21 protein-coding genes and 2 pseudogenes are annotated in these 25,218 nt (G+C 38.4%); 9 read left to right on the top strand and 14 right to left on the bottom strand.

Annotated features, from left to right (window positions below; all coding sequences use genetic code 11):
- The first annotated feature begins 211 nt into the window (after positions 1–211).
- Positions 212–1,144 (top strand): LpxL/LpxP family Kdo(2)-lipid IV(A) lauroyl/palmitoleoyl acyltransferase, encoded by a 933-nt coding sequence (gene lpxL / locus SKA34_RS11995; protein WP_006645802.1) that lies wholly within the window; start codon positions 212–214, stop codon positions 1,142–1,144.
- A gap of 103 nt (positions 1,145–1,247) precedes the next feature.
- Here lpxL and SKA34_RS11990 read toward each other — a convergent pair whose 3' ends face one another.
- The 5 genes from SKA34_RS11990 to SKA34_RS11970 form a co-directional block, all read right to left on the bottom strand.
- Positions 1,248–1,994, bottom strand: a complete 747-nt coding sequence (locus SKA34_RS11990) for a YdiY family protein (protein WP_006645801.1) — start codon at positions 1,992–1,994, stop codon at positions 1,248–1,250.
- A gap of 114 nt (positions 1,995–2,108) precedes the next feature.
- Positions 2,109–2,735, bottom strand: coding sequence for a DNA-J related domain-containing protein (locus SKA34_RS11985; protein ID WP_006645800.1), 627 nt, complete (start codon positions 2,733–2,735; stop codon positions 2,109–2,111).
- A gap of 138 nt (positions 2,736–2,873) precedes the next feature.
- Positions 2,874–4,163, bottom strand: coding sequence for an HAAAP family serine/threonine permease (locus tag SKA34_RS11980; protein WP_006645799.1), 1,290 nt, complete (start codon positions 4,161–4,163; stop codon positions 2,874–2,876).
- A 593-nt stretch (positions 4,164–4,756) separates the two neighbouring features.
- Positions 4,757–5,239, bottom strand: coding sequence for a YajQ family cyclic di-GMP-binding protein (locus SKA34_RS11975; protein ID WP_006645798.1), 483 nt, complete (start codon positions 5,237–5,239; stop codon positions 4,757–4,759).
- A gap of 146 nt (positions 5,240–5,385) precedes the next feature.
- Positions 5,386–6,444, bottom strand: a complete 1,059-nt coding sequence (locus SKA34_RS11970) for a 3-deoxy-7-phosphoheptulonate synthase (protein ID WP_006645797.1) — start codon at positions 6,442–6,444, stop codon at positions 5,386–5,388.
- Between the two features lie 339 nt (positions 6,445–6,783).
- Between SKA34_RS11970 and SKA34_RS11965 the strand changes: the two genes are divergently transcribed.
- Entirely contained in the window at positions 6,784–7,671 is an 888-nt protein-coding gene (locus SKA34_RS11965; RefSeq protein WP_006645796.1) for a putative PEP-binding protein, read from the top strand.
- Between the two features lie 97 nt (positions 7,672–7,768).
- Here the strand turns inward: SKA34_RS11965 and SKA34_RS11960 are convergent, their stop codons facing one another.
- From SKA34_RS11960 to cra, 3 genes are all read right to left on the bottom strand, one after another.
- Complete coding sequence (locus tag SKA34_RS11960; protein WP_006645795.1) at positions 7,769–8,143, bottom strand: hypothetical protein; 375 nt, start codon at positions 8,141–8,143, stop codon at positions 7,769–7,771.
- A gap of 152 nt (positions 8,144–8,295) precedes the next feature.
- Positions 8,296–9,330, bottom strand: a complete 1,035-nt coding sequence (locus SKA34_RS11955; protein WP_006645794.1) for an FUSC family protein — start codon at positions 9,328–9,330, stop codon at positions 8,296–8,298.
- Positions 9,331–9,470: 140 nt separating this feature from the next.
- Positions 9,471–10,454, bottom strand: coding sequence for a catabolite repressor/activator (gene cra, locus SKA34_RS11950; RefSeq protein ID WP_006645793.1), 984 nt, complete (start codon positions 10,452–10,454; stop codon positions 9,471–9,473).
- A 306-nt stretch (positions 10,455–10,760) separates the two neighbouring features.
- On the opposite strand from cra, the gene fruB reads away from it, so the two are divergent.
- From fruB to fruA, 3 genes and pseudogenes are all read left to right on the top strand, one after another.
- Positions 10,761–11,879: a fused PTS fructose transporter subunit IIA/HPr protein gene (gene fruB, locus SKA34_RS11945; RefSeq protein WP_006645792.1), complete on the top strand. Its 1,119-nt coding sequence runs from the start codon at positions 10,761–10,763 to the stop codon at positions 11,877–11,879.
- Between the two features lie 10 nt (positions 11,880–11,889).
- Entirely contained in the window at positions 11,890–12,840 is a 951-nt protein-coding gene (gene pfkB, locus SKA34_RS11940) for a 1-phosphofructokinase (protein WP_006645791.1), read from the top strand.
- Between the two features lie 38 nt (positions 12,841–12,878).
- Positions 12,879–14,620: pseudogene (gene fruA, locus SKA34_RS11935) on the top strand (PTS fructose transporter subunit IIBC).
- 102 nt (positions 14,621–14,722) lie between these two features.
- On the opposite strand, the gene SKA34_RS11930 reads toward fruA, so the two are convergent.
- Positions 14,723–16,090 carry a DEAD/DEAH box helicase gene (locus tag SKA34_RS11930; protein ID WP_006645788.1) on the bottom strand — a complete coding sequence of 456 codons (1,368 nt, stop codon included), beginning with the start codon at positions 16,088–16,090 and terminating at the stop codon, positions 14,723–14,725.
- 166 nt (positions 16,091–16,256) lie between these two features.
- A pseudogene (locus tag SKA34_RS23665) lies at positions 16,257–16,494 on the bottom strand (hypothetical protein).
- A gap of 328 nt (positions 16,495–16,822) precedes the next feature.
- Here SKA34_RS23665 and SKA34_RS11925 point away from each other — a divergent pair.
- From SKA34_RS11925 to def, 4 genes are all read left to right on the top strand, one after another.
- A complete protein-coding gene (locus tag SKA34_RS11925) occupies positions 16,823–17,713 on the top strand; it encodes a sulfurtransferase (protein ID WP_232284272.1) in 891 nt (296 codons plus the stop codon).
- A 17-nt stretch (positions 17,714–17,730) separates the two neighbouring features.
- The gene (locus SKA34_RS23660) at positions 17,731–18,366 is read left to right on the top strand and encodes a hypothetical protein (RefSeq protein ID WP_006645786.1); all 636 of its coding nucleotides are present in this window, start codon (positions 17,731–17,733) and stop codon (positions 18,364–18,366) included.
- A complete protein-coding gene (locus SKA34_RS22610) occupies positions 18,338–19,741 on the top strand; it encodes an ATP-binding protein (protein ID WP_232284271.1) in 1,404 nt (467 codons plus the stop codon). The genes SKA34_RS23660 and SKA34_RS22610 overlap by 29 nt, the downstream gene beginning before the upstream one ends.
- 186 nt (positions 19,742–19,927) lie before the next feature.
- On the top strand, positions 19,928–20,440 hold the full coding sequence (gene def, locus SKA34_RS11910; protein ID WP_006645784.1) for a peptide deformylase: 513 nt from the start codon (positions 19,928–19,930) through the stop codon (positions 20,438–20,440).
- A gap of 60 nt (positions 20,441–20,500) precedes the next feature.
- On the opposite strand, the gene SKA34_RS11905 is transcribed toward def, so the two are convergent.
- The 4 genes from SKA34_RS11905 to SKA34_RS11890 form a co-directional block, all read right to left on the bottom strand.
- Positions 20,501–21,469: an LD-carboxypeptidase gene (locus SKA34_RS11905; protein WP_005367526.1), complete on the bottom strand. Its 969-nt coding sequence runs from the start codon at positions 21,467–21,469 to the stop codon at positions 20,501–20,503.
- A gap of 119 nt (positions 21,470–21,588) precedes the next feature.
- Positions 21,589–22,704 (bottom strand): anhydro-N-acetylmuramic acid kinase, encoded by a 1,116-nt coding sequence (locus SKA34_RS11900; RefSeq protein ID WP_006645783.1) that lies wholly within the window; start codon positions 22,702–22,704, stop codon positions 21,589–21,591.
- 216 nt (positions 22,705–22,920) lie between these two features.
- The gene (locus SKA34_RS11895) at positions 22,921–24,681 is read right to left on the bottom strand and encodes an ABC transporter ATP-binding protein/permease (protein ID WP_006645782.1); all 1,761 of its coding nucleotides are present in this window, start codon (positions 24,679–24,681) and stop codon (positions 22,921–22,923) included.
- A gap of 166 nt (positions 24,682–24,847) precedes the next feature.
- Positions 24,848–25,135 carry a hypothetical protein gene (locus tag SKA34_RS11890; protein WP_006645781.1) on the bottom strand — a complete coding sequence of 96 codons (288 nt, stop codon included), beginning with the start codon at positions 25,133–25,135 and terminating at the stop codon, positions 24,848–24,850.
- Positions 25,136–25,218 lie beyond the last annotated feature (83 nt).

The following is a 25,218-nucleotide window of genomic DNA, read 5'->3' as shown; positions in this document are numbered from 1 at the left end:
AATACTTTGAAGCCTGCAAATATTGCAGGCTTTTTATTTTACAAAACCTTAACGTAACCTGTCTATTTGCGACTATCATCACGCTTGAACTTGCAACTATTCTATAACTCAACATAAAATACTGTTACTAACTGCTTAGAAATACTATCAATATAATTAGAAATTTACACTTTACTAAGCAGCCATACATTGTAACGGGATTATCGTCGCTATGAGAAAATTCACAGCTCCAACATTTACTTCATCTTTTTTACACCCTAGATATTGGCCTGTTTTGATATCTATGACAGTGATGTATTTAATTAGTTGGTTGCCTTATTTTATCCAATTTCGTTTAGGACAAGGTGTTGGACGTCTAGTGATGCATTTTATGCGTGACCGACGCAAAACGATTGAGCGTAATTTAGAGTTGTGCTTTCCAGGTATGGACATTAATGAGCTTAACAAGCTTATTAAACAAAATATCGATAACACTGGCTTAGCGCTATTTGAAACCAGTATGGCATGGTTTTGGCCTAACTTACGGGTTGAGCGGCATGTTAAAGTTGAAGGTTTAGAACATGTTTATAAACTGCAAGAACAAGAAAAAGGGATCTTTTTGATTGCTGTTCATTCACTGAACCTTGAATTAGGTGCGCGTGCTTTTGGTTTACATACGCCAGGTGTCGGTGTCTATCGTCCTAATAACAATCCTTGCTTTGATTACTTTCAATTTAAAGGGCGTGTCCGTTCAAATAAACATATGCGTGATCGTAAAGATTTAAAAGGTATGTTTCAGGATCTAAGGCAGGGTGAAATGCTGTGGTATGCACCTGATCATGATTATGGTCGTGGTCGAAATTCCACATTCGCACCTTTATTTGCGGTTGAGCAAGCGTGTACAACGACAGGTACCAGTTTATTGATAGATAACACTGATGCGGTTCCATTACCTTTTGCGATGATCCGTGATACTGATAGCGGTCAATATACGTTGAAAATATTCCCACCTTTGGAAGCGTTTCCGCACAAGGATCCAGATGCCGCTGCGGCTTATATTAATAAAGCGGTGGAGCGCTCTATTTTAGCGGCTCCTTCGCAATATATGTGGTTACATCATCGCTTTAAAAACCGCCCAGAGGGGAAACCATCTTTATATAAGTAGTTAAGACAAAGATAGCGAATATATAAAGAGGGAATAGAAATGCCGAAGGTTATTAATCTTCGGCTTTTTTATATCTAACTAAATATTTTCTATAAGAAAAAGATTAAAAATCGTAAGTAATACTGACCGTACTGTATATCTCATCGTTACTTTTATCACTTGCCACTTCTGTATTGTAGATATATTGGGTATCTAACATGAGTGCAATATGATCAATTAATCGGTTCTTTATAAATGCTTCTAAATTATAGGTTGTATTAGAACTACCGTAGTCAACATTGCTTTCAAACCCAGCAGAAAAAGTTGGTGTAAACTGTTTTTTTCCTTGTAAGAATGCATTAGCAATCATGTTTTGTTCTGTTTGATTTGGGTAATCAGGATCATCTGCTTGGCGACGACTATGACGATAACCAGGACCACCACCAACAACTAATTTTGTTGTTTTGGTATCGTAAAATTTGTAGCCTAAACCAGTAGAAACAATATATTCACTGCGATATGTACCAAATTGATCGTGATTATAGGTATTACTTAAATAAGTAAAAGAATGAGGCCCCATCGCGTATTCGTTTTTTAGTGCTATTTGATATTTATTAACACCATCTTCTTCTTCAGTACTATCGGTATAAAAAGAACTTAAGGATAATTTATTCGACCAATTATTTTTTTTGTAATTAAGATCTGTTGCGGAATTCAACGACATTGAAGTATTGGTTGTTTTTGAGTAGATAAAGCCGAGTTTTGCTGAACCATCAAATGCAGGATCTTTTTCTGCCGTTTCTGTTGATGTCGCAGCAAAAGCCGTCTGGCACAAGAAAGTAGTTAAAGGAAGTAAATAATATAGTTTCATTGTCTCGCAGCCATAAATAAATGTCGGGGGCAATGTAGATGGTGAAAGTTATTTTACTGTCAGGACTTTGTGATAGCTGTGTGTGAAAAATTAGCCGTCTGATTATCAGTACGTCTACTTATTCTTTAAGTAACTAATTAATCGTTGGTTAGCGTTGTAAAATAGTTTGAATTTCTCACTATCACCATCTTCACGATCTGGGTGCCATTGTAGTGCTAAACGACGCCATTGTTTTCTGACTTCCGATAGTGTTGCTGTATTGGATAAAGAAAATAAATCAAAATCATCGTCAATGGATGTCGTCGTAATATTTATTGTGTGATTATTAATATGTTGCTGGTAACGTCGCCAAAAAGAGCCTAGTAGTTGCTCTATCGCATTGCTATCAGCATGATAGTTTCTCCAGTCTAAATAATACTCTCGTAACGGATCTTCTTGTTCTAAATGATGGTTTTGATAAACAATATTAAGCAGTTGAATATCCATTGCTTGAACTTGTAGCCATTGTTTAGGAAACAACAATATTTGGAGTTGGTAGAGTGCATTCATTAATAAGAAATTGCGTTTGAATAGATCCTTATTACTATCACTATCAAGCGTATCTAACATTTCTTTTTCACTTAATGCTTGGCTAAGGGTATGGATCATCCAGTTTTTGGGTTGGTGTTGCAGTAATGACAATATCGGCCAAATTAGCGGGTTCTCGTGTTCGAGTTGAAAATCAATTGGCTGATTAGTCATTGGCTACCCAATATTTAAGTTATAAAAATGGCATACGCTATTAATAATGTAGCAAATTTTTAACAATATTGAGAGTGATAAAGAGTAAAAAACAAAAAGGCTAGCACTAAGCTAGCCTTTTAACTCATTGTTTATACATTACATAAATAATGAGTAGAAGATTGCAGAGATAGAAACAAGTCCGATAACCGTCACAAATACATTACTGATTGCGCCTGAGTATTTCTTCATCGCTGGTACTTTTTTGATTGCATACATTGGCATAATAAATAGCAACATTGCAATGATAGGACCACCTAAGCTCTCAATCATACCTAGAATGCTTGGGTTTAGTGTTGCTACTGCCCATGTTGTTACTAGCATAAAGATTGCGGTAAAACGGTTTAGTGCCTTACTTGAGATCTCTTTATTCTTATCACGAGTAACTTTGATAACTAAACCATTTAGACCTTCACTTGCACCTAAGTAGTGGCCAAGGAAAGACTTAGTAATTGCAATAATCGCTACAATCGGTGCAACATAAGCAATGATCGGTGTATCGAAGTGGTTCGCTAAGTAAGTCAGAATAGATACGTTATTCGCTTTAGCTTCTGCTAAGTTTTCAGGTGATAAGCTTAATACACAGCTGAAAACGAAGAACATTACGGTTAATACCATCATAATGTGAGCACGCGCTAGAATACGTGAACTTTGACGCTCTGCGTTTACGCCGTATTCTTTTTGCTTAGCAACAGCAAATGATGAGATAACAGGTGAGTGGTTAAACGAGAAAACCATTACCGGTAAAATTAGCCATACTGCAAGCATCACTGAGTTTAAGCCACCGTCTGCTGGCATAACGTTGTGGAAGATAGAGTCATTCCAGTACGGTACAAGAAATAGTGCAAGAATTAATAATACAGCAACGAATGGGAATACCAAGATACTCATCGCTTTAACAATTAATTGCTCACCTAAACGAACAATTGCCATTAAACCAAGGATCAATACTAACGCTAAAATTGCACGTGCTGGTGGTTCGATACCTAACTGGTTAAGCATAAAGCTTTCAACAGTATTTGTTAGTGCAACACTGTAAACTAATAGGATAGGGTAGATAGCAAAGAAATAAAGTAATGTGATCACTTTACCCATGCCCTTACCAAAGTGCTCTTCAACAACTTCTGTAATATCAGCGCCAGGATTCGAACTTGATAATACAAAACGTGTCATTGCACGGTGGGCAAAGAATGTCATTGGAAAAGCGAGAACGGCCATTACAAGTAATGGAATTAAACCACCAACCCCCGCATTAATTGGTAAAAATAGAGTACCTGCGCCTACGGCTGTACCGTATAGACCAAGCATCCATAATGTATCACTTTTGCTCCACCCTAATTTTTTGCTTTGTGCAGAAGCCGTTGCCGTTAAATTTTGTTCGGTGCCCATAATGGACATCTCCTTTATAAGTATTATGTTTAACTTTCAAAGGGCTGAGTTATTCTGATCTTCCTTGGTCGCATATGTGAAGAGCAACAGATAAAGCTTCAAAAAATAAGAAGTGTGAACATGCGATTTGATGGTGAAATATAGGATATGCATTCTATATTCAGTGACGGGTCCGTTGTCGCTCTTGTGTTTCCATGCTGACATCAAGCAAGTTATAAACAATGTCTGCTGTGATTCTCTCTGTTCGATAACCTTGTAAATAGTGCCCCTATCGAATAACGCGCATTATAGGGGAAAAATCTGAGGTTCAACAAATTTTGAAGAGAAAAAATTTGCGTTCGATTACAAAGCATACAAGTGCGTTAACGTTATATTAATAACATTATTATGCAGTGATAATGGTGGGTTTTTTATGTAATAAAAGTGTATATATCGGGTGAGGTATGCAATTTGTATGACTAAAAATGCTTTTAAACTATATTTTGAATAATACACCTCGAGTATATTTTTTACAATATTATTTTAATCTGCACAAAAAAACTTTAAAAAAAAGGAAGACAAAAAGCCTTCCTTTTTTAGCTATTTGGATAAAATCAGTCGCGGAAATTATCAAATTGGAATGGTTGACCTAAATCTTGTTCACGCACAAGTGACATAGTCGCTTGTAGGTCGTCACGCTTTTTACCTGTAACGCGTAGTTTCTCACCTTGGATGGAAACTTGAACTTTCAGTTTAGCGTCTTTAATCGTTTTCACTAATTTCTTCGCGTTTGAGGTTTCTACGCCTTGCTTAAATTCAATATTTTGTGATGCTGTTTTACCTGAGAAAGTGACTGTTTTACGCTCAAGCGCATTAGCATCTACACCACGTTTAGCAAGGTTACTACGCAAAATAGCAACGATTTGGTCTACTTGGAATTCAGACTCAGATGTGATTTTTACAATTTCTTTGTTTAATTCAATGCTTGATTCAACATTACGGAAGTCGAAACGCGTGTCTAATTCACGCTTTGAGTTATCTACTGCATTTTTGATTTCTACGGAATCTACTTCTGAAACAATATCAAAAGATGGCATGTTTATGGCCTCTTATCATAAGTCTAAGGGAATATTTCCTATCTACATTAACACGTATATTATACCGCTTAATAATGAAGGAGAAGCAATCTATGCCTCTCTTTTATCTAGGTATTATATATCATCAAATTGTTTTTATTGATATTTTAGCGTTGTGCTGTTTTAACGGCATCCGCTAGCATATCGAGCATCTTAAGCGTGTCGTTCCAGTGAATACAAGGGTCAGTAATAGATTTACCGTAAACAAGCTCATCAAGTTTGTTTTCAATAACTGCTTGATTCCCTTCTTCAATAAAGCTTTCTGCCATGATACCCGCAATAGACTGGCTACTATTTTTTAATTGTTCACAAATTTCAGCTGTGACATCTAATTGACGTTTATGCTGTTTTTGGCAGTTGCCATGACTAAAATCGACAATTAATCTCTGTGGTAATTCAAACTCGGCTAATGCCTCACATGCTGTTGCGACGTCTTCAGCGTGATAATTTGGCATCTTACCGCCACGTAAAATAATATGACCGTAAGGGTTACCGGAAGTACGGTAAATCGTCATTTGTCCATTTTTTGCCGGTGAACAGAAAAGGTGAGATTCACGAGTGGCGCGAATAGCATCAATCGCAATTTTTGTATTACCGTCTGTGCCGTTTTTAAAGCCAACAGGGCAAGACAGTGCTGATGCCATTTCACGGTGGATCTGAGATTCTGTAGTACGCGCACCAATGGCACCCCAACTGATAAGATCAGCAAGGTATTGACCAGTGATCATATCGAGGAATTCAGTCGCAGTGGGTAAGCCTAGTGAGTTAATATCAATTAATAGTTTGCGTGCTTTTTCTAAACCAGTTACTAAGTCTAAACTGCCATCTAAATGAGGATCCGTAACTAAACCTTTCCAGCCGACCACGGTACGTGGTTTTTCGAAATAGGTACGCATTACGATAAACAATTGGTCTTTATATGTTTCTTGTACAGCAACAAGGCGTTTCGCATAATCAACTGCTGCATCGGTATCATGTATAGAACATGGTCCAACAATCACCAGTAAACGGGAATCTTGACCCGTTAAAATCGCCTCAATCTGTTTGCGGGAGTGATCTACATGCGCCGCAATTTCATCAGTCATTGGTGATGTTGCTTCAATTTCAGCTGGAGTTGGCATCAAGCCTAAACTCACGGTGCGAAGTTCATCTGTTTTCATTGGCATAATATGTTTGCCTACCTTGAGGATCTCTGTAATAACACCGCTAAGATAGCCCAAAAATCGGTTTTAATAAACCAAACTTGTGATATCACTTAGGTTTTTAACCATCCTATTACTACGATTGAAAACTAATGATGATTTTATAATCAAGAAATGATCAAGCTTTAAAGTTTGATTGATATGAATAAGTTATCAGTAATTAGCTTTAGTTCTTGCCTGATAATTCAACACAAAGTAAGGTCGATATACGGTAATAGTGTTTAATGTATTTCTGAATACACATGCTTTAGATGACGATTTATTTAAATACTCATCTTATTAACAAGGAAGTATTGGTGCTTTATGACAACTGAAAATGAATTAACGTTAACTGCAATGTTGACGTCATCGGTGCAGTTAACGGGACTTGAAAATGGTGAGGTGGGGATTGTCTCACTTGATGATCTTATTGCTCATGATATTGGTGTTCATCCTTGTGCTGTTACTAAGCCTGAATTACTTTCTACTGAAACGACAGCTGCTATTTTTGATGCGCTTAAAGAAGCCGATAATCAAACGCCTTTCGCTGAATTATTTGTAACCAAACTTAGCCAGTTATTGATTAAAGTGGCTACCACTCAAGGCGATGCGCCGTTAAAAGTATGTTTAACCAGTGATAATTCATACTCTCGCAGCCATTTATTAGGTGCGGAATTAGAGCAAGACGAAATTAATCCAACAATGGGGTTACGTGGTGCATCTCGACTCGGTCATGTAGATTACCGAAAAGCGTTTGAACTAGAATGTGAAGCGATTAAACGTGCACGCCTTGATGCGAAAAATATCGAGCTTGTTGTACCGTTTGTTCGTACGTTCAGTGAGGCGGCGACAGTGATTGATTTATTGGCTGAGCAAGGTTTGTGTCGTGGTGCTGATGATTTAAAAGTCTTTATGATGTGTAGCGTCCCTTCAAATGCATTATTAGCAGAAACATTCTTGCAGTATTTTGATGGTTTTATTATTGATGTTGAGCAATTAGCACAATTTACACTTGGCCAAGATATTGAGAATACATCGTTAAACTACATGTCGGATGCACAAAACGACGCACTACTTTTGTTAGTGAAAATGTTATTGAAGTCAGTAGAAAGCTCGAATAAACCATGTTTGGTGTATAGCCGCTTTATTGAAGACTCACCACGATTTAGCTCATGGCTAAAAGAGCAAGGTGTAACTACTGTTATTAGTTAAGATTATGCCAAATAGATAGTGTTGTAGGATTAAAAACGGCATGGTTAATTTTAACCATGCCGTTTTGTTTTGTCTTTTATAAAAAGAATGGGCTGAATTAATCTATTTCTTTCATAGCAGAAACAACAGAAGGGTCGTTGATTAGGTTAAATAACAAGCTTTTTGCCGAAGCGCGTTGAGCGTCAGATAAAACTTTTTTCGGGTTCTCTCGCGTTAGCGTCAAAATGCTAGTGACAAATTTACTGTTTGTACCTGATAGCTCATAAGCAAAGCGTAATGTATTCATTAATTCTGCTTGAGGTAGGCTATAAACCGCCATTTCACAGCTTAAACCATCCATAGCAAGGAAGTTGTTTACTATTTCTTTCTGCTCGGCATTAAATTTCTGTTTGGCTTCAAATGCATCAATTAAAGCCTGTACTCGATCGGCGATGGCTACAGGTACTTCCATTGTTTTCGTTTTATGAGTCATTGCTGATTCTCCCGACATAGCTGTAAATATATTATTGAGTCAGTTTACGTTGTTGTTTACCGTTTGGCATTTCTTTATTTATGCGATAATTATTTATACATTATTCAATTATCAAGATTGTCATCTGTATAGATTACTAACCATTCGTATCATTATACTGATAAGGTTTTTGTATTTTTAATTAATTTCAATTGTACAATTAACTCATCTAAACGGTAAACCAATTGACGCGTTAACCATAGATAACCATAAGGCCCCAGTAAAATCGAGTCTTTTGGCTGTGATATTTGTAATGCCATCTGTTTTAGTTGCTGAATGTCTGGCAGTTCAATATTAAGATCTTTGTCATCGGCTAATTGATTTAAAATCAGCACTATTTGCTGCTGATAGTTTTTCAATCCTGTTTGCTCTAATAGCTTACGGCGACCGATATCTGAACTCCAATGGGTTTCGATGAGTTGTTCAATTAAGCTAATCATCGAACTTTGAATGGTTACAATTGCTTTAAAGTGTCCCGCTGACTTTGGGTTTTCCTTTTGTACATTCGCCAGCAAACTTATCATTTTTATTTGGCGTTCATTCACGTGGTTTTTGAACTGCGCCAGTGCCTTAATACTTGGTACATGGGCTGATGCATGCGCTTGATAAAACTGACGTAAATCATGCATGTTTTGATTAAATAGCTTATCCCATGAATATTTGGCGCGAATAGGGAAGAGTATTGAAAAAGACATCGCGATCAAACTACCAATAATAATATTGGTGACTCGCCATAATGCAACAGAGATTTCTTGGGTACTGTTACCTTGATATGCCACGATGATCAGCGTCATTACTGCTAAGAAAAAGATATACGTATTCTTACCATGTGCTTTTAGTAACAGTAAAAAACACAACGTTAGTATCCATATAGGAATAAATGCAACGAGGTTTTGTGGAAAAAATACAGTAACTAAACCCAGAATGGCTCCGAGTAATGTTCCACCTACACGTTGGAAGCCTTTTTCTTTGACTACGCCTACATGTGGCTGCATCAACACCACTCCTACTGTAACTGGTCCCCACATTGAATGAGGAACAGGAATAAAATGATAAAAGACCAAGCTAAATGCGATAGCCATAGTGATACGAAGGGCATTAGCAAATTGTGCGTGCGTTAACAGCAAATTTTTAAAACGAAGGTACATAGCGTGCCATAAAGGTAGATGATGACTTGCTATGATTATGCGACTAATATCACATCCTATCAATCTATTTATGTCTTGTAGGTATTGAATATCTAACGGGTTATTAAAGATTATGCTGATATTTTGTAATGCATACTGATTTATCGGCGCATCACTTTTCTTGGCACGACTTCAATGCCTTGCTGATAATGACCTTGAATCGCAGAGAGGGCGAGTTGTAGCGCATGATCAGCAATTAAATCGAATTGCTGTGGGAGTGATTGGATTTTATTGGGTAAAAAGTCAAGTAAGCGATTGTCCCCAAAGGTTGCCAAGTATGTTCTTGCCATTATATCAGGGTGCTTTAACAAACAATCTAAAACACCTTCAAACAAGGTATAAGAAGTGGCAAGGATCGCTTCAGGAAAGCAGTGAGCATTAATCCATTGCTGAGCAATCAACGCGCCATGCTGTTGGCTAAATTGTTCACCATAGGCAAGACTAACATTCACTGTTTTGAGGTGATTGTTGATCGAGGCTTGAAAACCTTGTTCTCGTTCAATCGAAACACCCAACTCAGCGACTGCCCCAATTAAGCCGATTGATGAAATAGGCTGATCTAACAGTGCGTTCGTTAATGCATAGGCCCCTTCAAGATCTTCACTAATTACGGATGCAAAGTATTCATCATCTAATGCGCGGTCAATGGCGATAACAGGCGTACCTTTAGCCTGTACGTTTTTGTAAAACTCATTATCAGCAGGAAGGGCACTCGCAACAATAAGTGCGTCTAATTTACGGCTTAATAATAGATTTGCTACGTCTACTTCAGTGACAGGATCATCATCACTACACGAAATAATAACTTGATAACCTGCAGTTCTAGCATTCAATTCTAATAATTTAGCAATCTTTGCATAGCTTGTATTTTCGAGATCAGGGATGATCAAACCCAGCGATTGACTACTTCCTGCACGAAGGGAGGACGCCGCATGGTTTGGGCGATAATTATGCGCATTAACCACTGCGAGGACTTTTTGTTGTGTCTTCTCACTGATTCGATATTGCTCAGCTTTACCGTTAATAATATAGCTAGCCGTGGTTCTTGATACACCAGCAAGCTTGGCAATTTCATTTAATGTCATCAGTTGATACTTCTCTTTAAAATTGTTTTTGCAGCGCCTTTTGCTATAAATAGCAATTCCTATCCTTGTTTCATAATGCTAGGTATAGATTTAAGGCCAATTTGTGCGTTTCATCATAGATCTGATAATCGCTATGCGTTGATCAATTGTAATTTATGCTGAAACGATTCAGTATTCAAGCTGAAAGGTTTCAGCAGAATCTATAGGTATAAAATAATCCTATAATTCGACTGAAACTTTTAATTTGACCATTTGCTGAAACGATTCAGCTAATACGGATAAGATTCGATACTATCGGAGTTAGAGATGTTGTCATTATCAAAACACGATATTGCTTTGCGTAAATCAGCAAACAATAAACAAGATGCAATCAAAGTACTGGCATCAGAGTTAGAGTCTGAGGGCTTAGTTAAAACGGGTTACGTCAATGGTATGTTGGCGCGTGAAGCCCAAAACTCAACCTATCTTGGTAATGGTATAGCGATCCCACATGGTACAACAGAGACGCGAAATCTTGTTAATAAAACAGGCGTAAAAGTTCATCATTTTCCTCAAGGCGTAGATTGGGGCGAGGGGCAAACTGTTTATTTAGCCATTGGGATCGCCGCTAAATCCGATGAGCACCTCGAAATTTTAAAGCAATTAACCAAAGTGCTTTCAGCTGATGGTATAGAAGAAAAATTAAAGCGTTGTGATTCAGCAGATGAAGTTATTACGATTTTAATGGGCTCTGAGCAATCGGAAGCAGAATGTAATGCTCAACTTATTTTAAAAGATTTTCCAGCGACCGATTTATTGCAGTTAATTGCGGTTGGTGCTGGCTTAATAAAGCATCAAGGCTTTGCTAGTAAGCAAATGGTGGCGGATATTGTCGCAAAAGAGCCAAGTTACTTAGGTCAGGGATTGTGGCTAATAAGTAGCAATCAAGAGGTTGAGCGGACAGCGATTGCTGTTGTGACACCGTTAGCAATCTTTGAAGAACATAATCATCCAGTTAAAGGGTTAATCGTTATTGCGGCGAAAAACAGTAGCTATGTAGCCAATATTGAACAACTTACTCAGATGATTTATAGCCAAACGGTTGATGCGTTTTTGTCATCAAGCCCAGAGCAAATGTGTTCAGTGCTTTCCCAAACTCAATTAGAGGGCAATAGTGCAATATTTACGATTAAAAACCCGCATGGCTTACATGCTCGTCCGGGGGCAATGCTAGTTAATACCACCAAGAAGTTTGATGCTGATATACAAGTCGTTAATGTTTCTGGCGGCAGCAAAGCGGTTAATGCAAAGAGCTTAATGAAAGTGATCGGACTTGGTGTGAAATGTGGTAACGAATTGAAATTTACAGCCAGTGGTAGTGATGCTGAACAAGCACTAACGGCGATCGGCCAAGTTATTGCCGATGGTTTAGGCGAGAAACTTTAGAGTAAAAATAATGAGCGAAACAGTAATTAAACCTTCACTTAAAGTTGTCGCCGTGACGTTAAATCCTGCCTTGGATCTAACTGGGCACTTATCATCTCTTACTGCCGGTACGGTGAATGTGGTGGATTCAGGTTCACTTCACCCAGCTGGCAAAGGCGTTAATGTTGCAAAAGTGCTCGCTGAATTAGGTGCAGAAGTAACGGTAACGGGATTGTTAGGGCGTGAAAACCAAGACGGTTTTTGTCAGTTATTTGAACAAATTGGTGTCACTGACAAATTTGTCAGGGTCGCGGGCGCAACACGTATCAACGTTAAATTGGTAGAGCAAGATGGGCGAGTAAGCGACATAAACTTCCCCGGTGTTGAAGTAAATGCAACTGACATTGCGAAATTTGAAGCGACATTATTTGAACTTGCGAATAGCCATGACGTTTTTGTTATCGCAGGTAGTTTACCCCGTGGAATTTCAACCCAACAATGCGCGAAATGGATCGAGCAGCTTCAACAGCAAGGTAAGCAAGTGTTGTTTGATAGCAGTAAAGCGGCTTTTGCTGAAGGGTTAGACGCAAAACCATGGTTGGTTAAACCAAATGATGAAGAATTAGCTGACTGGGCAAAATGTGAATTACACAGCGATGAAGAAATCATTGAAGTGGCAGAGCTGCTTGCTACTAAAGGCATTGAAAATGTGGTGGTGTCACTGGGTGCGAAAGGAGTGATGTGGCGCAATCATGAAGGTTGGTTACGTGCCGAGCCGCCCAAAATGACGGTAGTCAGTACTGTTGGTGCGGGTGATACCTTAGTTGCAGGTATGTGTTGGGGACACCTGCAGCATTGGACAAAATCAGAGACATTACGTTTTGCAACGGCACTATCAGCGTATGCAGTCACACAAGTAGGTGTTGGTGTTGATGATATTAGCGCAGTCAAAGCAATCGAAGATAACGTTCAACTTTCATAACTCATAAAATATAACGTGAAAAGTGCAGGGGTCGAATAATGAAAATTAGTATTGTTACCGCATGTCCAAGCGGTATCGCAACAAGTTTAATTGCTGCAGGTTTACTTGAAAAAGCTGCCGACGAATTAAAATGGCAAGCCAATATTGAGCGCCATACATCGTTAAAACCAACCAATATGCTGACACAACTACAGATCGAACAAGCAGACTGTATTGTGATTGCCGCTAATGAAAACCTAGCTATTGATGAGCAACGTTTTGTTGGTAAGCGAGTCTTTCGTGCTGATGTTGCTGCTTGCATGGAAAACCCAACCGCGTGGTTACAAAAAGCGGTTGAACAGGCATCAGAACTGACTGTTGAAAGTGTGGCAACTCAAGCTATATCGACCAAGAAAAAGATTGTAGCAATCACCGCGTGCCCAACAGGTGTTGCGCATACGTTTATGGCAGCAGAAGCGTTAGAGACGGAAGCCAAACGTCAAGGTTATGAGATTAAAGTTGAAACACGTGGTTCAGTAGGCGCTAAAAACCAGTTAAAAGCCGAGGAAATTGAAGCCGCTGATTTAGTGATTATTGCCGCCGACATTGATGTCGACTTATCTCGTTTTAATGGTAAAGCGTTGTATAAAACCAGCACTGGATTGGCTCTAAAGAAAACAACACAAGAAATAGAAAAGGCGTTTGAACAAGCAACGCCTTATACACATACCGTTAAAGAAAATAGCGAGAAGAAAGAAGAAAAAGCAGGCGTTTATAAACACTTAATGACAGGTGTATCTTACATGTTGCCATTAGTAGTTGCGGGTGGGGCTTGTCTATTGCGCTGTCGTTTGTTTTTGGTATCGAGGCATTTAAAGAGCAGGGCACATTAGCGGCAGCCTTAATGAAGATTGGTGGTGAATCTGCTTTTGCATTGATGGTTCCTGTACTAGCTGGCTTTATCGCCTTCTCCATTGCAGATCGTCCGGGTCTAGCACCTGGTCTCATTGGCGGTATGTTAGCAAGTGCCACAGGCGCGGGATTCTTAGGCGGTATTGTTGCAGGTTTCCTTGCAGGTTACAGCGCAAAATTCTTAGCTGAAAAAGTGAGACTGCCACAATCGATGGATGCATTAAATCCTATTTTAATCATTCCGCTGGTGGCGAGTTTAATTACTGGTCTTGTAATGATCTACATTGTTGGTGGTCCAGTATCAGCAGCCATGGAAGGATTAACCCACTTCCTCAATACAATGGGCTCTGCAAATGCTGTGCTTTTAGGTGTGATTTTAGGCTGCATGATGTGCTTTGACCTTGGCGGGCCAGTGAATAAAGCGGCTTACACCTTTGGTGTGGGTTTATTAGCTTCACATACTTATGCGCCGATGGCTGCGGTAATGGCTGCAGGTATGGTGCCAGCAATGGGTATGGGTCTAGCAACGTTCCTTGCAAAACGTAAATTTGCGGCTAGTGAAAATGAAGCGGGTAAAGCCTCTTTCGTATTAGGTTTATGCTTTATTTCTGAAGGTGCGATCCCATTTGCAGCGCGCGATCCAATGCGTGTTATTCCATGCTGTATGTTAGGTGGCGCATTAACCGGCGCATTATCGATGTTGTTTGGTGCAAAACTAATGGCACCTCATGGTGGATTGTTTGTACTATTGATCCCTAACGCCATTACACCGCCACTACTTTACCTTGTTGCAATTATTGCTGGTACATTAGTAACGGGTATTTCTTACGCTATATTAAAGCGTCCAGAGCAAAATTCGGCAACAGAGTTAGATACAGCAAAAGCGTAATATAACGACAGATATAAAAATGGCGAGATGGACTGAATACACTTTATTAGAAAGTATATTCAGTCCATCTCGCCATTTTTTGTTTAAAGTTTAACGCTGTACTTACTGCGCAGGTTTTGCTTTATTTCGTGGGATACGTGGAATGCCCGTATCACGATCAGTAATTGGTTTACGACGTTTAGGCTTAGTTGACTTTGTATTCCCACCACGTGGCGCATTGTTTTTCGTACGTGTATCGCGACGAGGTTTTCGCTCAGAGCTTTCACTATCGCCGTCACGAGGTGTCATAGGTTTTTTAAATTTAGGTTTGTAGTTTAACACCGAAACGGGTACGTCTTTTTTCGGTACAAACCCTTCGATTTCTTTACGTGTGATCAAATGACCAAGTAGGCTTTCAATCATGCATAGATTTTTAAAGTTATCGCGTGAAACAAATGAAATTGCTTCACCCGATGCACCTGCACGACCCGTACGACCAATACGGTGAACATATTCTTCTGGTGGGAACGGTAGATCGTAGTTAACAACACGAGTCAGTTGCTCAATGTCGATACCACGCGAAGCGACACCTGTGGCAATAAGATATTGCAACTTACCGTTTTTAAAATCTTCCAATAACTGAGAACGTACTGCTTGGCTACGACCACTATGGAAAGACTCAGCTGAAATGCCACGCTTTTCTAATTGGGTAACCAGTTTTGCTGCGCCATGTTTCGTTTCGATAAAGATTAATGCTTGATCCCACTTTTGTTCTTGGATCAAACTGCTCAGCAGAGCAGATTTCATGTCTTTATCAACAGTTACAAGCCACTGATCGATCTTTGGATCAGCAGAAGCATCTTTTGCAACTGAGATTTCAATGGGATTACGCACCGCTGTTTTTGCAAGGAAACGCACTTGATCTGAAAGCGTTGCAGAGAACAGCATGTTTTGACGATCAACAGGTAAGCGCTCAACAATCTTATTAATGTCTTCAATAAAGCCCATATCTAACATACGGTCAGCTTCATCAAGTACAAGAGTTTCAATGGCATCAAAGTGGATTGCACGTTTAGTGTACATATCTAATAGACGACCAGGGGTGGCGACAAGAATATCGACACCTTCAATTAAGCGACGTTTTTGTGGTTCGTAATCAACACCACCGTACATTGCCATTGACGCTAAATTTAAGTGCTTACTGTATTGCTTAATATTGTCTTCTACTTGAACGGCTAATTCACGTGTAGGCGCAAGAATGAGTGCACGTATACGTTTTGCGCGAACCTTGGTGCCATCATCTAGCATTTGTAGAATAGGCAGTACAAAACCGGCGGTTTTACCCGTACCTGTTTGTGCTGCTGCCATCAAGTTTTTACCGGTTAATGCAACAGGAATGGCTTTTTCTTGAATAGGAGTAGGAGAGGTGTAACCCATTTCGGTTACGGCTTTAACGATAGAATCGTTTAATCCAAGCTTAGAGAATGGCATGTAGAATCTCAAAATAAATCATTAAATAGCTAATGCGGTGCACTAACTAACGCAAATACGTGTAGATTATATCACGCTTAACAATCGGCTGTATGTAGTTGGGCAGAGAAGACAAAAACAACTAGTTACTAATGATGTTGTTTCTTATTAATGCGCGACGAACATTTTAACAAAGTTTGCCAAATCGACGTATCTCGTCAAATTGCGGTGTTTCACCGCGTGAAATAACGGATTCCCAATAGGTTAAATCAGTATCAACGAGCTCTAACAGTTTTTTTGGTCAACCTACACATTTGCTATAAGGGCCACAGGCAAACGTGCTTTCATCATAAAAGAGGAAATTGTTGTTTCACTTGGCTGATTATACTCAACATCGCCGTTTTACGATCGGGCTTCTTATTCATCCTAAAGACTTTTGATAAACAGCATAAAACAAATATCTATTGGTAATCACCCTATACTTATGAAAGGTAATGAAATGAAGATATTGATAAATATCATATTGATATAAAACATTATTTTTATGCAATGGCAATGTCTAAAAAAACAGTCATCAAGCGCTAATTTGCTTTGCAAAATGCATTTTTGGAATAACAATTTTAATTAATAAAGTTTAACTAACTGATAAATAAATAGTTTGTATATTTAATATATTGGCTGGTTAATTGCTGTGCTTTTAGGTGGGTCACTTTATTGTGTGTTGATAAAATTCAGTATTGCAGGGTGATAAGGATGGGAAGAATGATTCAAAGGCGAGATCTCTCGAAGTTCGTAGCATATTTTATGTTTGTAACTTGGGCGTTATTGAGTAGTAATGCCTTTGCTCAGCAAGATATGGTCGCAGAGCCTGATTGGTTAAAAACGCAGATTGTAGATAAACATCCTGTTGTGATTTTCGATACCCGTGCGAAAGAAGATTATGATAAAGGGCATATACCTACCGCAATCAGTTTTCCTGTTGATGACACTTATGCTATTAAAGACGGTGTTTATTACGTCAAAAATAAGGTCACTATTGCCCCTCTTTTACGTGAGAAAGGGGTAACAAAAGACAGCAAGATAATTGTTTATGACCAAGGCGATCTCATGCATGCGTCACGCTTATTTTGGGTATTAGAGCTATATGGCGTGAAAAATATCGCAATACTTAATGGTGGGCTGAATGCATGGCAACAACATAATTTATTGACTCGAACAGTAAATACATTACCTAAGTCTGATTTTGTTCCTGTCTTGAAATCTAATATCTATGCGAGTACGACGGTAGCAAAAGTCGCTGTTCATAATCCTAATTATGAGCTTTATGATAGCCGCACGTATGATGAATATTTAGGAAAAAAATCAGTAACAGATAAATATGGTCGAATACCTAAAGCAAAATATATCAAACTAAGTGAGTTTTTTACAACTAATACAGATGGTCAAAAAATATTAAAACCCAAATCAGAATTATCGGGCATATTAAGTAACTTAGATAATAAAAAGAAAACAATCACATACTGTAATAAAGGCACAGCTTCAACATTATCTTATTTCTTATTAAAACAAGCTGGATTTAATGTCGCTCATTATGATGGTTCGTGGTTAGATTGGTCAGCAAAAGGACTACCCATAGAGAAGTAATATGATCTAGAGGGTTAATGATGAAAAATAAATTGGACGATAATTCTCTTAAAAATGGGAAGAGTGGGCGATTAAACGGCAAGATTTCACATGATATTGATGTTCATCATTTGTACCATAAAACGAGTTTGTTCAGCAAAATAGCGCTGGTAATGAGCAGTGTTTTACTGTGTGTTATGTTAACAGCGCTATATATTAGTTATAACAATAATACCCAGCGGGTCGTAAAAGACATTAAAGTAATGATGAATACCTTTTCACCATTAATTATTGATGCCGCTATTTATAAAGACACAGAAACGTCGATAGAATTAAATCGCTCATTAGAAACCCATAAAAAAATACTCTCTTTATCACTGTATGATTTAGATGGAAATTTAATTCATTTTTATGAGAAGAATGATGGCAACAGTTATGCGCCATTAGCACAAACACCGGGTTTATCTATTTATGAGGGGAACTATACCCTTACTTATCCGGTATCTTTTAATGGCGATAATATTTTTAATTACGTTATATATTACAGTTCGGCTGAAATTATTCGGACGATATTAATACAGCTTTTTGTTTTTATTCTCCCATTTTTTTTTTATTATCTTCATTTTAGTTTACATGTACCGCAAGGTGACAAGACCACTGACATTTTTGATTAGCCAACTTCCCAAAATTGGTTCGGGCGGTGTGAATATTACAGAAGTTGAAGATGCAGAAGGGGAAGTATCCTTATTAGCCAGTGAGTTAAAAAAAGCCGATGAGTGTATTTACAACACGGAAAGTAAGCTACAAGGCTTAAATAGGAAATTACGAGAGCAGGCAAACGATTTAAGTGAAGCGATAAAAATAAAAGCCGAATTTATGGCGAATATGAGCCATGAAATTAGAACACCAATGAATGGAGTCCTTGGCTTTGTACAATGTTTAGAAGAGCGAAATTTAGATCAGGAATCACAACGGCAGATTGGTTATATCAAAGAGTCGGCTTATTCATTGTTAGTTATTATCAATGAAATATTGGATTATTCTAAATTAGAGTCGGGTAATGTGGAATTACACATGACGTCATTTAATTTAAAGCCGTTTGTGCATAGCTGTGCGACCCCATTTATCCATCAAGCCAAGATAAAAAAAATACAATTATCAACAGAATTAGGCGAGGGGCTGGCAGATAGCTATACCGCAGATGAAGGGCGGTTAAGACAAATTCTAATTAATCTTATTGGTAACGCGGTTAAATTCACCCATACAGGTTCGGTAAAATTAGTTGTTGAAAAGCGAGATGCGCCTGAGCAGCAGTGCGAAGAATTAAAAAAATATAACGATAAACATATTCAATGGCTGCGCTTTAAAGTGAAAGATACGGGTATTGGCATTGCTGAAGAAAAACTTGCGTTTATCTTTGATTCTTATACTCAAGCTGATGGCTCTATTTCTCGCCAATTTGGTGGTACAGGGCTTGGTTTATCCATATCTAACAGCTTATGTCGATTAATGTCGGCAAAATTACAGGTTGAAAGTATCATTGGTAATGGCACAGAGTTTTGGTTCGATATACCACTAAAACAATCTGATATTCAGAGAAAAGAAAATGATGAAGATCATGCATTAATCACCAACCTTAGCATGTATGAAGATCGTAAGATTTTAGTGGTTGAAGACAGTATGGTTAATCAACAATTAATTAAGGCATTTTTAACCGCATTTGGTTTGAAAAACATCACTATTGTTAATGATGGGATTCAGGCGGTTGAGTATATGATAGAAAATACCGCCGATGTGATATTAATGGATTGTCAAATGCCCAATATGGGTGGGTTAGAGGCAACTGAATTAATTAGAGAAATGCCTTCAATGTCTCGACCTATCATAATAGCCTTAACAGCAAATGTTATGGAGGAAGAGAAAAAACGTTGTTTGAGTGTCGGTATGGATGATTATGTCTCTAAACCGATAGAAAAAATCATGCTTTATAAAAGCTTACAACGTGCTTTTGATAATGAACATGGTGAAAACTGGGCTGCCAACATTTAAAAATTATCCAAACTATAAATACTACCTATTAGTGTAATTGAAAAAAACAATTGTTTTTTACACGCTATTTTCTGTAATTTGTTAATCATAAAGTAACGATATGAATTATCACTTTGAGAGTTAGCGCCTATCTGATAAGTTACGACCCAGCAAGGTATTTAACACCATTAAGTAAGTAGAGAGAAAATGGCAGTTTTAGAAATTTTAACCGAACCAAATCCAAAGCTACGTGTTCAAGCAGAAGATGTTGCAGACGTAAAAGCTGAGCACATTCAAACGCTAATTGATGACATGCTTCACACCATGTACGAAACAGGTAATGGTATTGGTTTAGCGGCACCTCAAGTTGGCCGTAAAGAATCTATCATTGTTATCGACTTATCTGAAGAGCGCAACGAGCCACATGTATTCGTAAACCCTAAGATTGTTCGTGGTGAAAATCCTGTTGTTGGTCAAGAAGGTTGTTTATCTGTTCCTGATTACTACGCAGATGTAGAGCGTTTTGAAAAAATCGAATTAACAGCGCTTGATCGTGATGGTAATGATATTCACCTTGAGCGTGATGATTTCCTTGCTATTGCATTACAGCATGAAATTGATCACTTAAAAGGTATTCTTTTCATTGATTATCTATCACCTCTTAAGCGCCAAATGGCAATGAAGAAAGTGAAGAAATTCTTGAAGGCGCAAGCGAAGTAATCAACTCTCGCTTAGAAAAAACGGTGAAAGGTTGATAGCCTTTCACCGTTTTTTTATGTCTTAATTTTGCGTCAAATTACAGTAATCAGATGGCATACCATGTTCGTTCAATTCGTGACGCTGTAACGAAACTTGACGACCAAAAATAACTGGTTGGTTATATTTACCGTGACCGATAAAAGGGAAGTAATACACGGGTTTGCCAAGTTGTTTAGCAAATTGTTCAAGCACATGTTTATACATTAGACGGTCTTGATCGTTAGGATCCATGTTGTAGTACTGTCCAAACACAATCGCATTAACGTCAAAGTCTTTTAAGAACAGTAATTGCTGAAGATAGCGATCAAGTTGGCGGTAAGTGACGCCAATATCTTCCAACAATAAGACTTTATTTGAAAAATCAGGTTGGTAATGTGTGCCAAAGGTAGCTGAAACTAATGTGTGATTGCCACCGATAAGCTGACCCGATACAGATGCGCTCTTAGCTAAATCATTGAGAGGCAATACGTTGTTGTAGCTCACACCGTCATTTATTAAGGTTTTTAAATCAGGAATAGGTTGTTCATTACCGCCGTTGGTCGCTTGATTGGTTGAAGCGTTAACAGCATGTACCGATTGCCAGCCTAATTCGTTATTAATAAAACTATGGATAGCCGTAACATCGCTAAAACCAACAATCATTTTTGGTTTTATTTCCAGCAACTGTGTTTTGTAAGCGTGTAAAAAGGGCAAGAGGTTTAATGCGCCACCACCACCACGGAAGAACCATAGAACATCAATCGTTGGATCCAGTAAAGCGGCAATAAGGTTATTTGCTCGTTCTTGATCTGTATTCACATAACCGATGTCGGAAATCACTTGGTTTAAATATTTGGTGGTAACCATGTAGCCCTGGGCAATAAAAGTATCAACCACGTTGTTGACGCTTTGTTCATCATATTGAGTTGAACATGAAATTAGGGCGATTTGGTTCAAATCTTTTGCGCAAATATGATCGGAATCTAACGCATTATTGTTCATTGTATTCATATTAGATCTGTCTTCAATTGAGCGTGTGCCATGTTAAAAACCACTGAAAAGAGTGGTTTTTAATGATGGCAATGAGTATAACAGATTGTTTCTTCGTTATTTTAGGTCAGCGTCATAAATCACTGTGCAGGGTAAATCGCACCTAATGTGGTTAATTGCGATGCGCCAGTCACTTCGGGTAAATTACCGGATAAACCATGGAGTGTACGATAACCAAGCCATGCAAATGCCATTGCTTCCATGTTATCGCTATCGACACCACGCTCATTGGTGGTCGTCACTGTCCAATCAGTTAGCAGCTGTGTTAAACGACGCATTATTAATGGGTTATGGGCTCCGCCACCACACACTAATAACTCATTAGGCATGTTATCGGGTGTATCTTGCGCTGTTTGTCTTACATCGTTGGCAATGGTTACTGCTGTGTATTCCGCTAAGGTTGCTTGTACATCTTCAGGCTTAATGGTTAAACCTGCTAAATGTTGCTCTAACCAAGGCAAGTTAAACAATTCTCGTCCGGTACTTTTCGGTGCAGATAATGATAGGTAAGGTTCGCTGAGTAGGTTAGCTAATAGCTCTATATTTACGGTACCTGATAATGCCCATTGTGCATTTTTATCATAGCTTTGTTGAAGATGCAGATTGATCCATGCATCCATTAACATGTTGCCTACACCGGTATCAAAACCTATCACAGGTTTATTCGGTGTCAGAACGGTTATATTAGAAATACCGCCAATGTTTAAAATGACACGATTAATGTTTTTATCGCTAAACAGTTGCTGGTGGAATGCAGGCACTAATGGCGCGCCTTGACCGCCAAATGCCATGTCTTTACGGCGAAAATCAGCCACGGTGGTAATACCTGTTTTAGCGGCAATGATATTGGCGTCACCTAATTGCATGGTAAAAGGATAGGGTGAATCTGGAGCATGAAAAACGGTTTGACCGTGACTGGCTACGGCTTTAATTGCACTGGCAGGTGTTTGTGTTTTTTCTAGTAAGGCATTAACGGCATCGGCAAAGAGCTGACCCAAGCGATGATCAAGCTCGCCAATTTGTTGAAGGTTTGTGCTTTGACCGATACAAACATCCAAGAGGGCTTGTTTTAAATCACTTGGCATAGGGTAGTCATGATTACCTAATAGCTTAATATTGTCATCATTCATTTCAACCAGAACGGCATCTACGCCATCCATGCTAGTGCCAGACATTAGGCCAATATATTTTTCCATCACAAATTCCATACACATTACAAAGCTGTAGCCATACTTTAGAGCTTACTGTTTCATAATCAAATAGATTTTAACGAAGTGATTGGCTTATATTTTAAAAATGAAGCCAATGCACAGATGAATAATCAAAAGTGTCTTAAATTGATGTAAAAAACAGCCGACGGAGTGTCGGCTATTTAAGTTATTACGAGTGAATATTTACTAATCGAGATTGTTTTACTCTAAATGCTTGAACTGAAGATGAACTAAGCGCTGGTAAAGTTCGCAGCTTTTAAGTAATGATTCATGATCGCCTTCATCAATAAGTTCTCCACCCTCTAATACAGCGATTTTATCTGCGTGCTGTATCGTTGATAGTCGGTGAGCAATGATTAATGTAGTACGATCTTTCATAAGTTCTTCAAGTGCTTGCTGTACATAGTGTTCGCTCTCACTATCTAGCGCACTGGTTGCTTCATCAAGTAGAAGAATTTTAGGGTTTTTAAGGATCGCTCGTGCAATCGCAATTCTTTGTTTCTGACCGCCAGATAAACGCACGCCTCGCTCGCCTAAAAAGCTATGATAACCATTAGGTAGTTTTTCAATAAACTCATGGGCATGAGCTTTTTTTGCCGCATCAATTACTTCTTCATCTGTTGCATCTGGGTTGCCGTAACGAATGTTATAGAATACATCATTACTGAATAATGCAGGTTGCTGCGGAACGAGTGCCATGTGTTGACGAAGTTCATTTGGAGCAAATTGGCGAATATCTTTGTTACCAACTAAAACTTGACCTTGTTGTGGATCGTAAAAGCGTTGAAGTAATTCAAAAAGTGTTGTTTTACCGGCACCTGAAGGCCCTACAAGAGCTAAAACTTTACCTTGTTCAGCAACTAAGTTTAATTGATTGATAGCAGGATGATTTAAGCGAGAAGGGTAGTGAAAGCTCACATTGTTAAAACGAATGTCTGATGGGTGAGAACAGTCAATTGATTCGTGATCATCTGGCGTACAAATATCACTTTTTACTTGAAGGATCTCTATGAGTCTTTCAGTCGCGCCTGCTGCTCTTTGTAACTCACCAAGCACTTCTGAAATATTTGCCATTGAAGATGCAACCATGATGGCGTAAAAAACGAAAGCACCTAAATCACCAGCTGACATTTCACCATTTATCACATCACTGCCGCCTACATACAACATGCCTGCAATTGCACTAAAAACGATGGCAATTACAACAGCTATTAAAATAGCGCGTTGTTTTACTCGTTGTCGCCCCACGTCATAGGCTTTTTCTACTTCATCTGCAAAAGCTTGCTTTTCATGTTGCTCAGCACTAAAACTTTGTACTGTTTTAATATGCTCAATGGCTTCTCCAGCATAACTGCCAATATCAGCCATAGTATCTTGGCTTTTTCTTGATAATGCGCGAACACGTCGTCCGAAAAATAAGATAGGTATTAATACAAAAGGGACGGAAGCAAGAACGATAAATGTGAGTTTAAAGTTGGTCGCAAACAACATGATTATGGCGCCTAAACATAATAATGCACTGCGCATGGCCATTGAAAATGAGGAACCAATAATACTTTGCAATAAAGCGGTATCAGTCGTTAGTCGTGACATAATATCGCCACTACTGTTGGTTTCAAAATAACTAGGGTGTAGTGAGATCACATGGTTAAATACGGCGAGACGGATATCAGCACTCACTCTCTCACCAACGGAAGAAACGAGATAAAAACGGAAATATGTGCCAATTGCGATACAGATAGTCACGCCAATAATAAATTGAATGGCATGGCGAAGGTCGGTTAGTGATTGTTGGGCAAAACCCTGATCAATCAAAATACGAACCCCATAACCAATTGAAAGTGTAAGACTTGCTGTGGTGAGAAGCGCAGCTAAAGCAGCTACCACACGCCACTTATAAGGCGTAATGTAGGTGTTAAGCTTTAAAAGGATACTGAGCCTTTTGTTGTTATTATTACTCATTGTGTGGGAAAGAAACCTCGTTATAAATGGCTTAATACTTACTTTTCTTATTGAAAGATCGTAATCACTTTTTATTGGTGATTGAATCATGCTTTACATCTAACAAAAAAGCCACTGGGTTAGTGGCTTTTTATAATTCATTAGAAAAGATAATATGAATTTATTATTAATGTAATCGAGTCGTATTGCCTTTTAAACTTTGTAGGCCTTGATTCGAAACTACAGACTGCATTTTATTAGCAAAATTCATTAATTCTAGGCTAACTGGAGAGCGTGCAATAAGCTCTTCTTGATCATTAGTGATTTCAATCGCGTGGCCTGTGGTACCATCTTCATATGTACCAGATACAAAATGAATAGAAGTATTAGTCAAAATTGAGTGTCCATACTCTTTTTCAACTAAATTCATCCAGTACATCAACTCATCGTGGTTTTCGATAATTTTAGCATTCATATGCTCTATCCTTGATGTATTAGTGCATTTTTTAACGTCTAGTTGTATAAAAATGCTTTTATTTATAATTACTTAGTGTTGTT

Origin of the sequence: Photobacterium sp. SKA34 (genome assembly GCF_000153325.1) — a bacterium.
Taxonomy (GTDB): Bacteria; Pseudomonadota; Gammaproteobacteria; order Enterobacterales; family Vibrionaceae; genus Photobacterium.
This window is presented reverse-complemented; position numbering and strand designations above follow the sequence as displayed.

Excerpts from the sequence above, each read along its gene's own strand:
- lpxL (WP_006645802.1), top strand. The coding sequence starts at position 212 with ATGAGAAAATTCACAGCTCCAACATTTACTTCATCTTTTTTACACCCT.
- SKA34_RS11990 (WP_006645801.1), bottom strand. The coding sequence starts at position 1,994 with ATGAAACTATATTATTTACTTCCTTTAACTACTTTCTTGTGCCAGACG.
- SKA34_RS11985 (WP_006645800.1), bottom strand. The coding sequence starts at position 2,735 with ATGACTAATCAGCCAATTGATTTTCAACTCGAACACGAGAACCCGCTA.
- SKA34_RS11980 (WP_006645799.1), bottom strand. The coding sequence starts at position 4,163 with ATGGGCACCGAACAAAATTTAACGGCAACGGCTTCTGCACAAAGCAAA.
- SKA34_RS11975 (WP_006645798.1), bottom strand. The coding sequence starts at position 5,239 with ATGCCATCTTTTGATATTGTTTCAGAAGTAGATTCCGTAGAAATCAAA.
- SKA34_RS11970 (WP_006645797.1), bottom strand. The coding sequence starts at position 6,444 with ATGCCAATGAAAACAGATGAACTTCGCACCGTGAGTTTAGGCTTGATG.
- SKA34_RS11965 (WP_006645796.1), top strand. The coding sequence starts at position 6,784 with ATGACAACTGAAAATGAATTAACGTTAACTGCAATGTTGACGTCATCG.
- SKA34_RS11960 (WP_006645795.1), bottom strand. The coding sequence starts at position 8,143 with ATGACTCATAAAACGAAAACAATGGAAGTACCTGTAGCCATCGCCGAT.
- SKA34_RS11955 (WP_006645794.1), bottom strand. The coding sequence starts at position 9,330 with ATGTACCTTCGTTTTAAAAATTTGCTGTTAACGCACGCACAATTTGCT.
- cra (WP_006645793.1), bottom strand. The coding sequence starts at position 10,454 with ATGACATTAAATGAAATTGCCAAGCTTGCTGGTGTATCAAGAACCACG.
- fruB (WP_006645792.1), top strand. The coding sequence starts at position 10,761 with ATGTTGTCATTATCAAAACACGATATTGCTTTGCGTAAATCAGCAAAC.
- pfkB (WP_006645791.1), top strand. The coding sequence starts at position 11,890 with ATGAGCGAAACAGTAATTAAACCTTCACTTAAAGTTGTCGCCGTGACG.
- SKA34_RS11930 (WP_006645788.1), bottom strand. The coding sequence starts at position 16,090 with ATGCCATTCTCTAAGCTTGGATTAAACGATTCTATCGTTAAAGCCGTA.
- SKA34_RS11925 (WP_232284272.1), top strand. The coding sequence starts at position 16,823 with ATGGGAAGAATGATTCAAAGGCGAGATCTCTCGAAGTTCGTAGCATAT.
- SKA34_RS23660 (WP_006645786.1), top strand. The coding sequence starts at position 17,731 with ATGATGAAAAATAAATTGGACGATAATTCTCTTAAAAATGGGAAGAGT.
- def (WP_006645784.1), top strand. The coding sequence starts at position 19,928 with ATGGCAGTTTTAGAAATTTTAACCGAACCAAATCCAAAGCTACGTGTT.
- SKA34_RS11905 (WP_005367526.1), bottom strand. The coding sequence starts at position 21,469 with ATGAATACAATGAACAATAATGCGTTAGATTCCGATCATATTTGCGCA.
- SKA34_RS11900 (WP_006645783.1), bottom strand. The coding sequence starts at position 22,704 with ATGGAAAAATATATTGGCCTAATGTCTGGCACTAGCATGGATGGCGTA.
- SKA34_RS11895 (WP_006645782.1), bottom strand. The coding sequence starts at position 24,681 with ATGAGTAATAATAACAACAAAAGGCTCAGTATCCTTTTAAAGCTTAAC.
- SKA34_RS11890 (WP_006645781.1), bottom strand. The coding sequence starts at position 25,135 with ATGAATGCTAAAATTATCGAAAACCACGATGAGTTGATGTACTGGATG.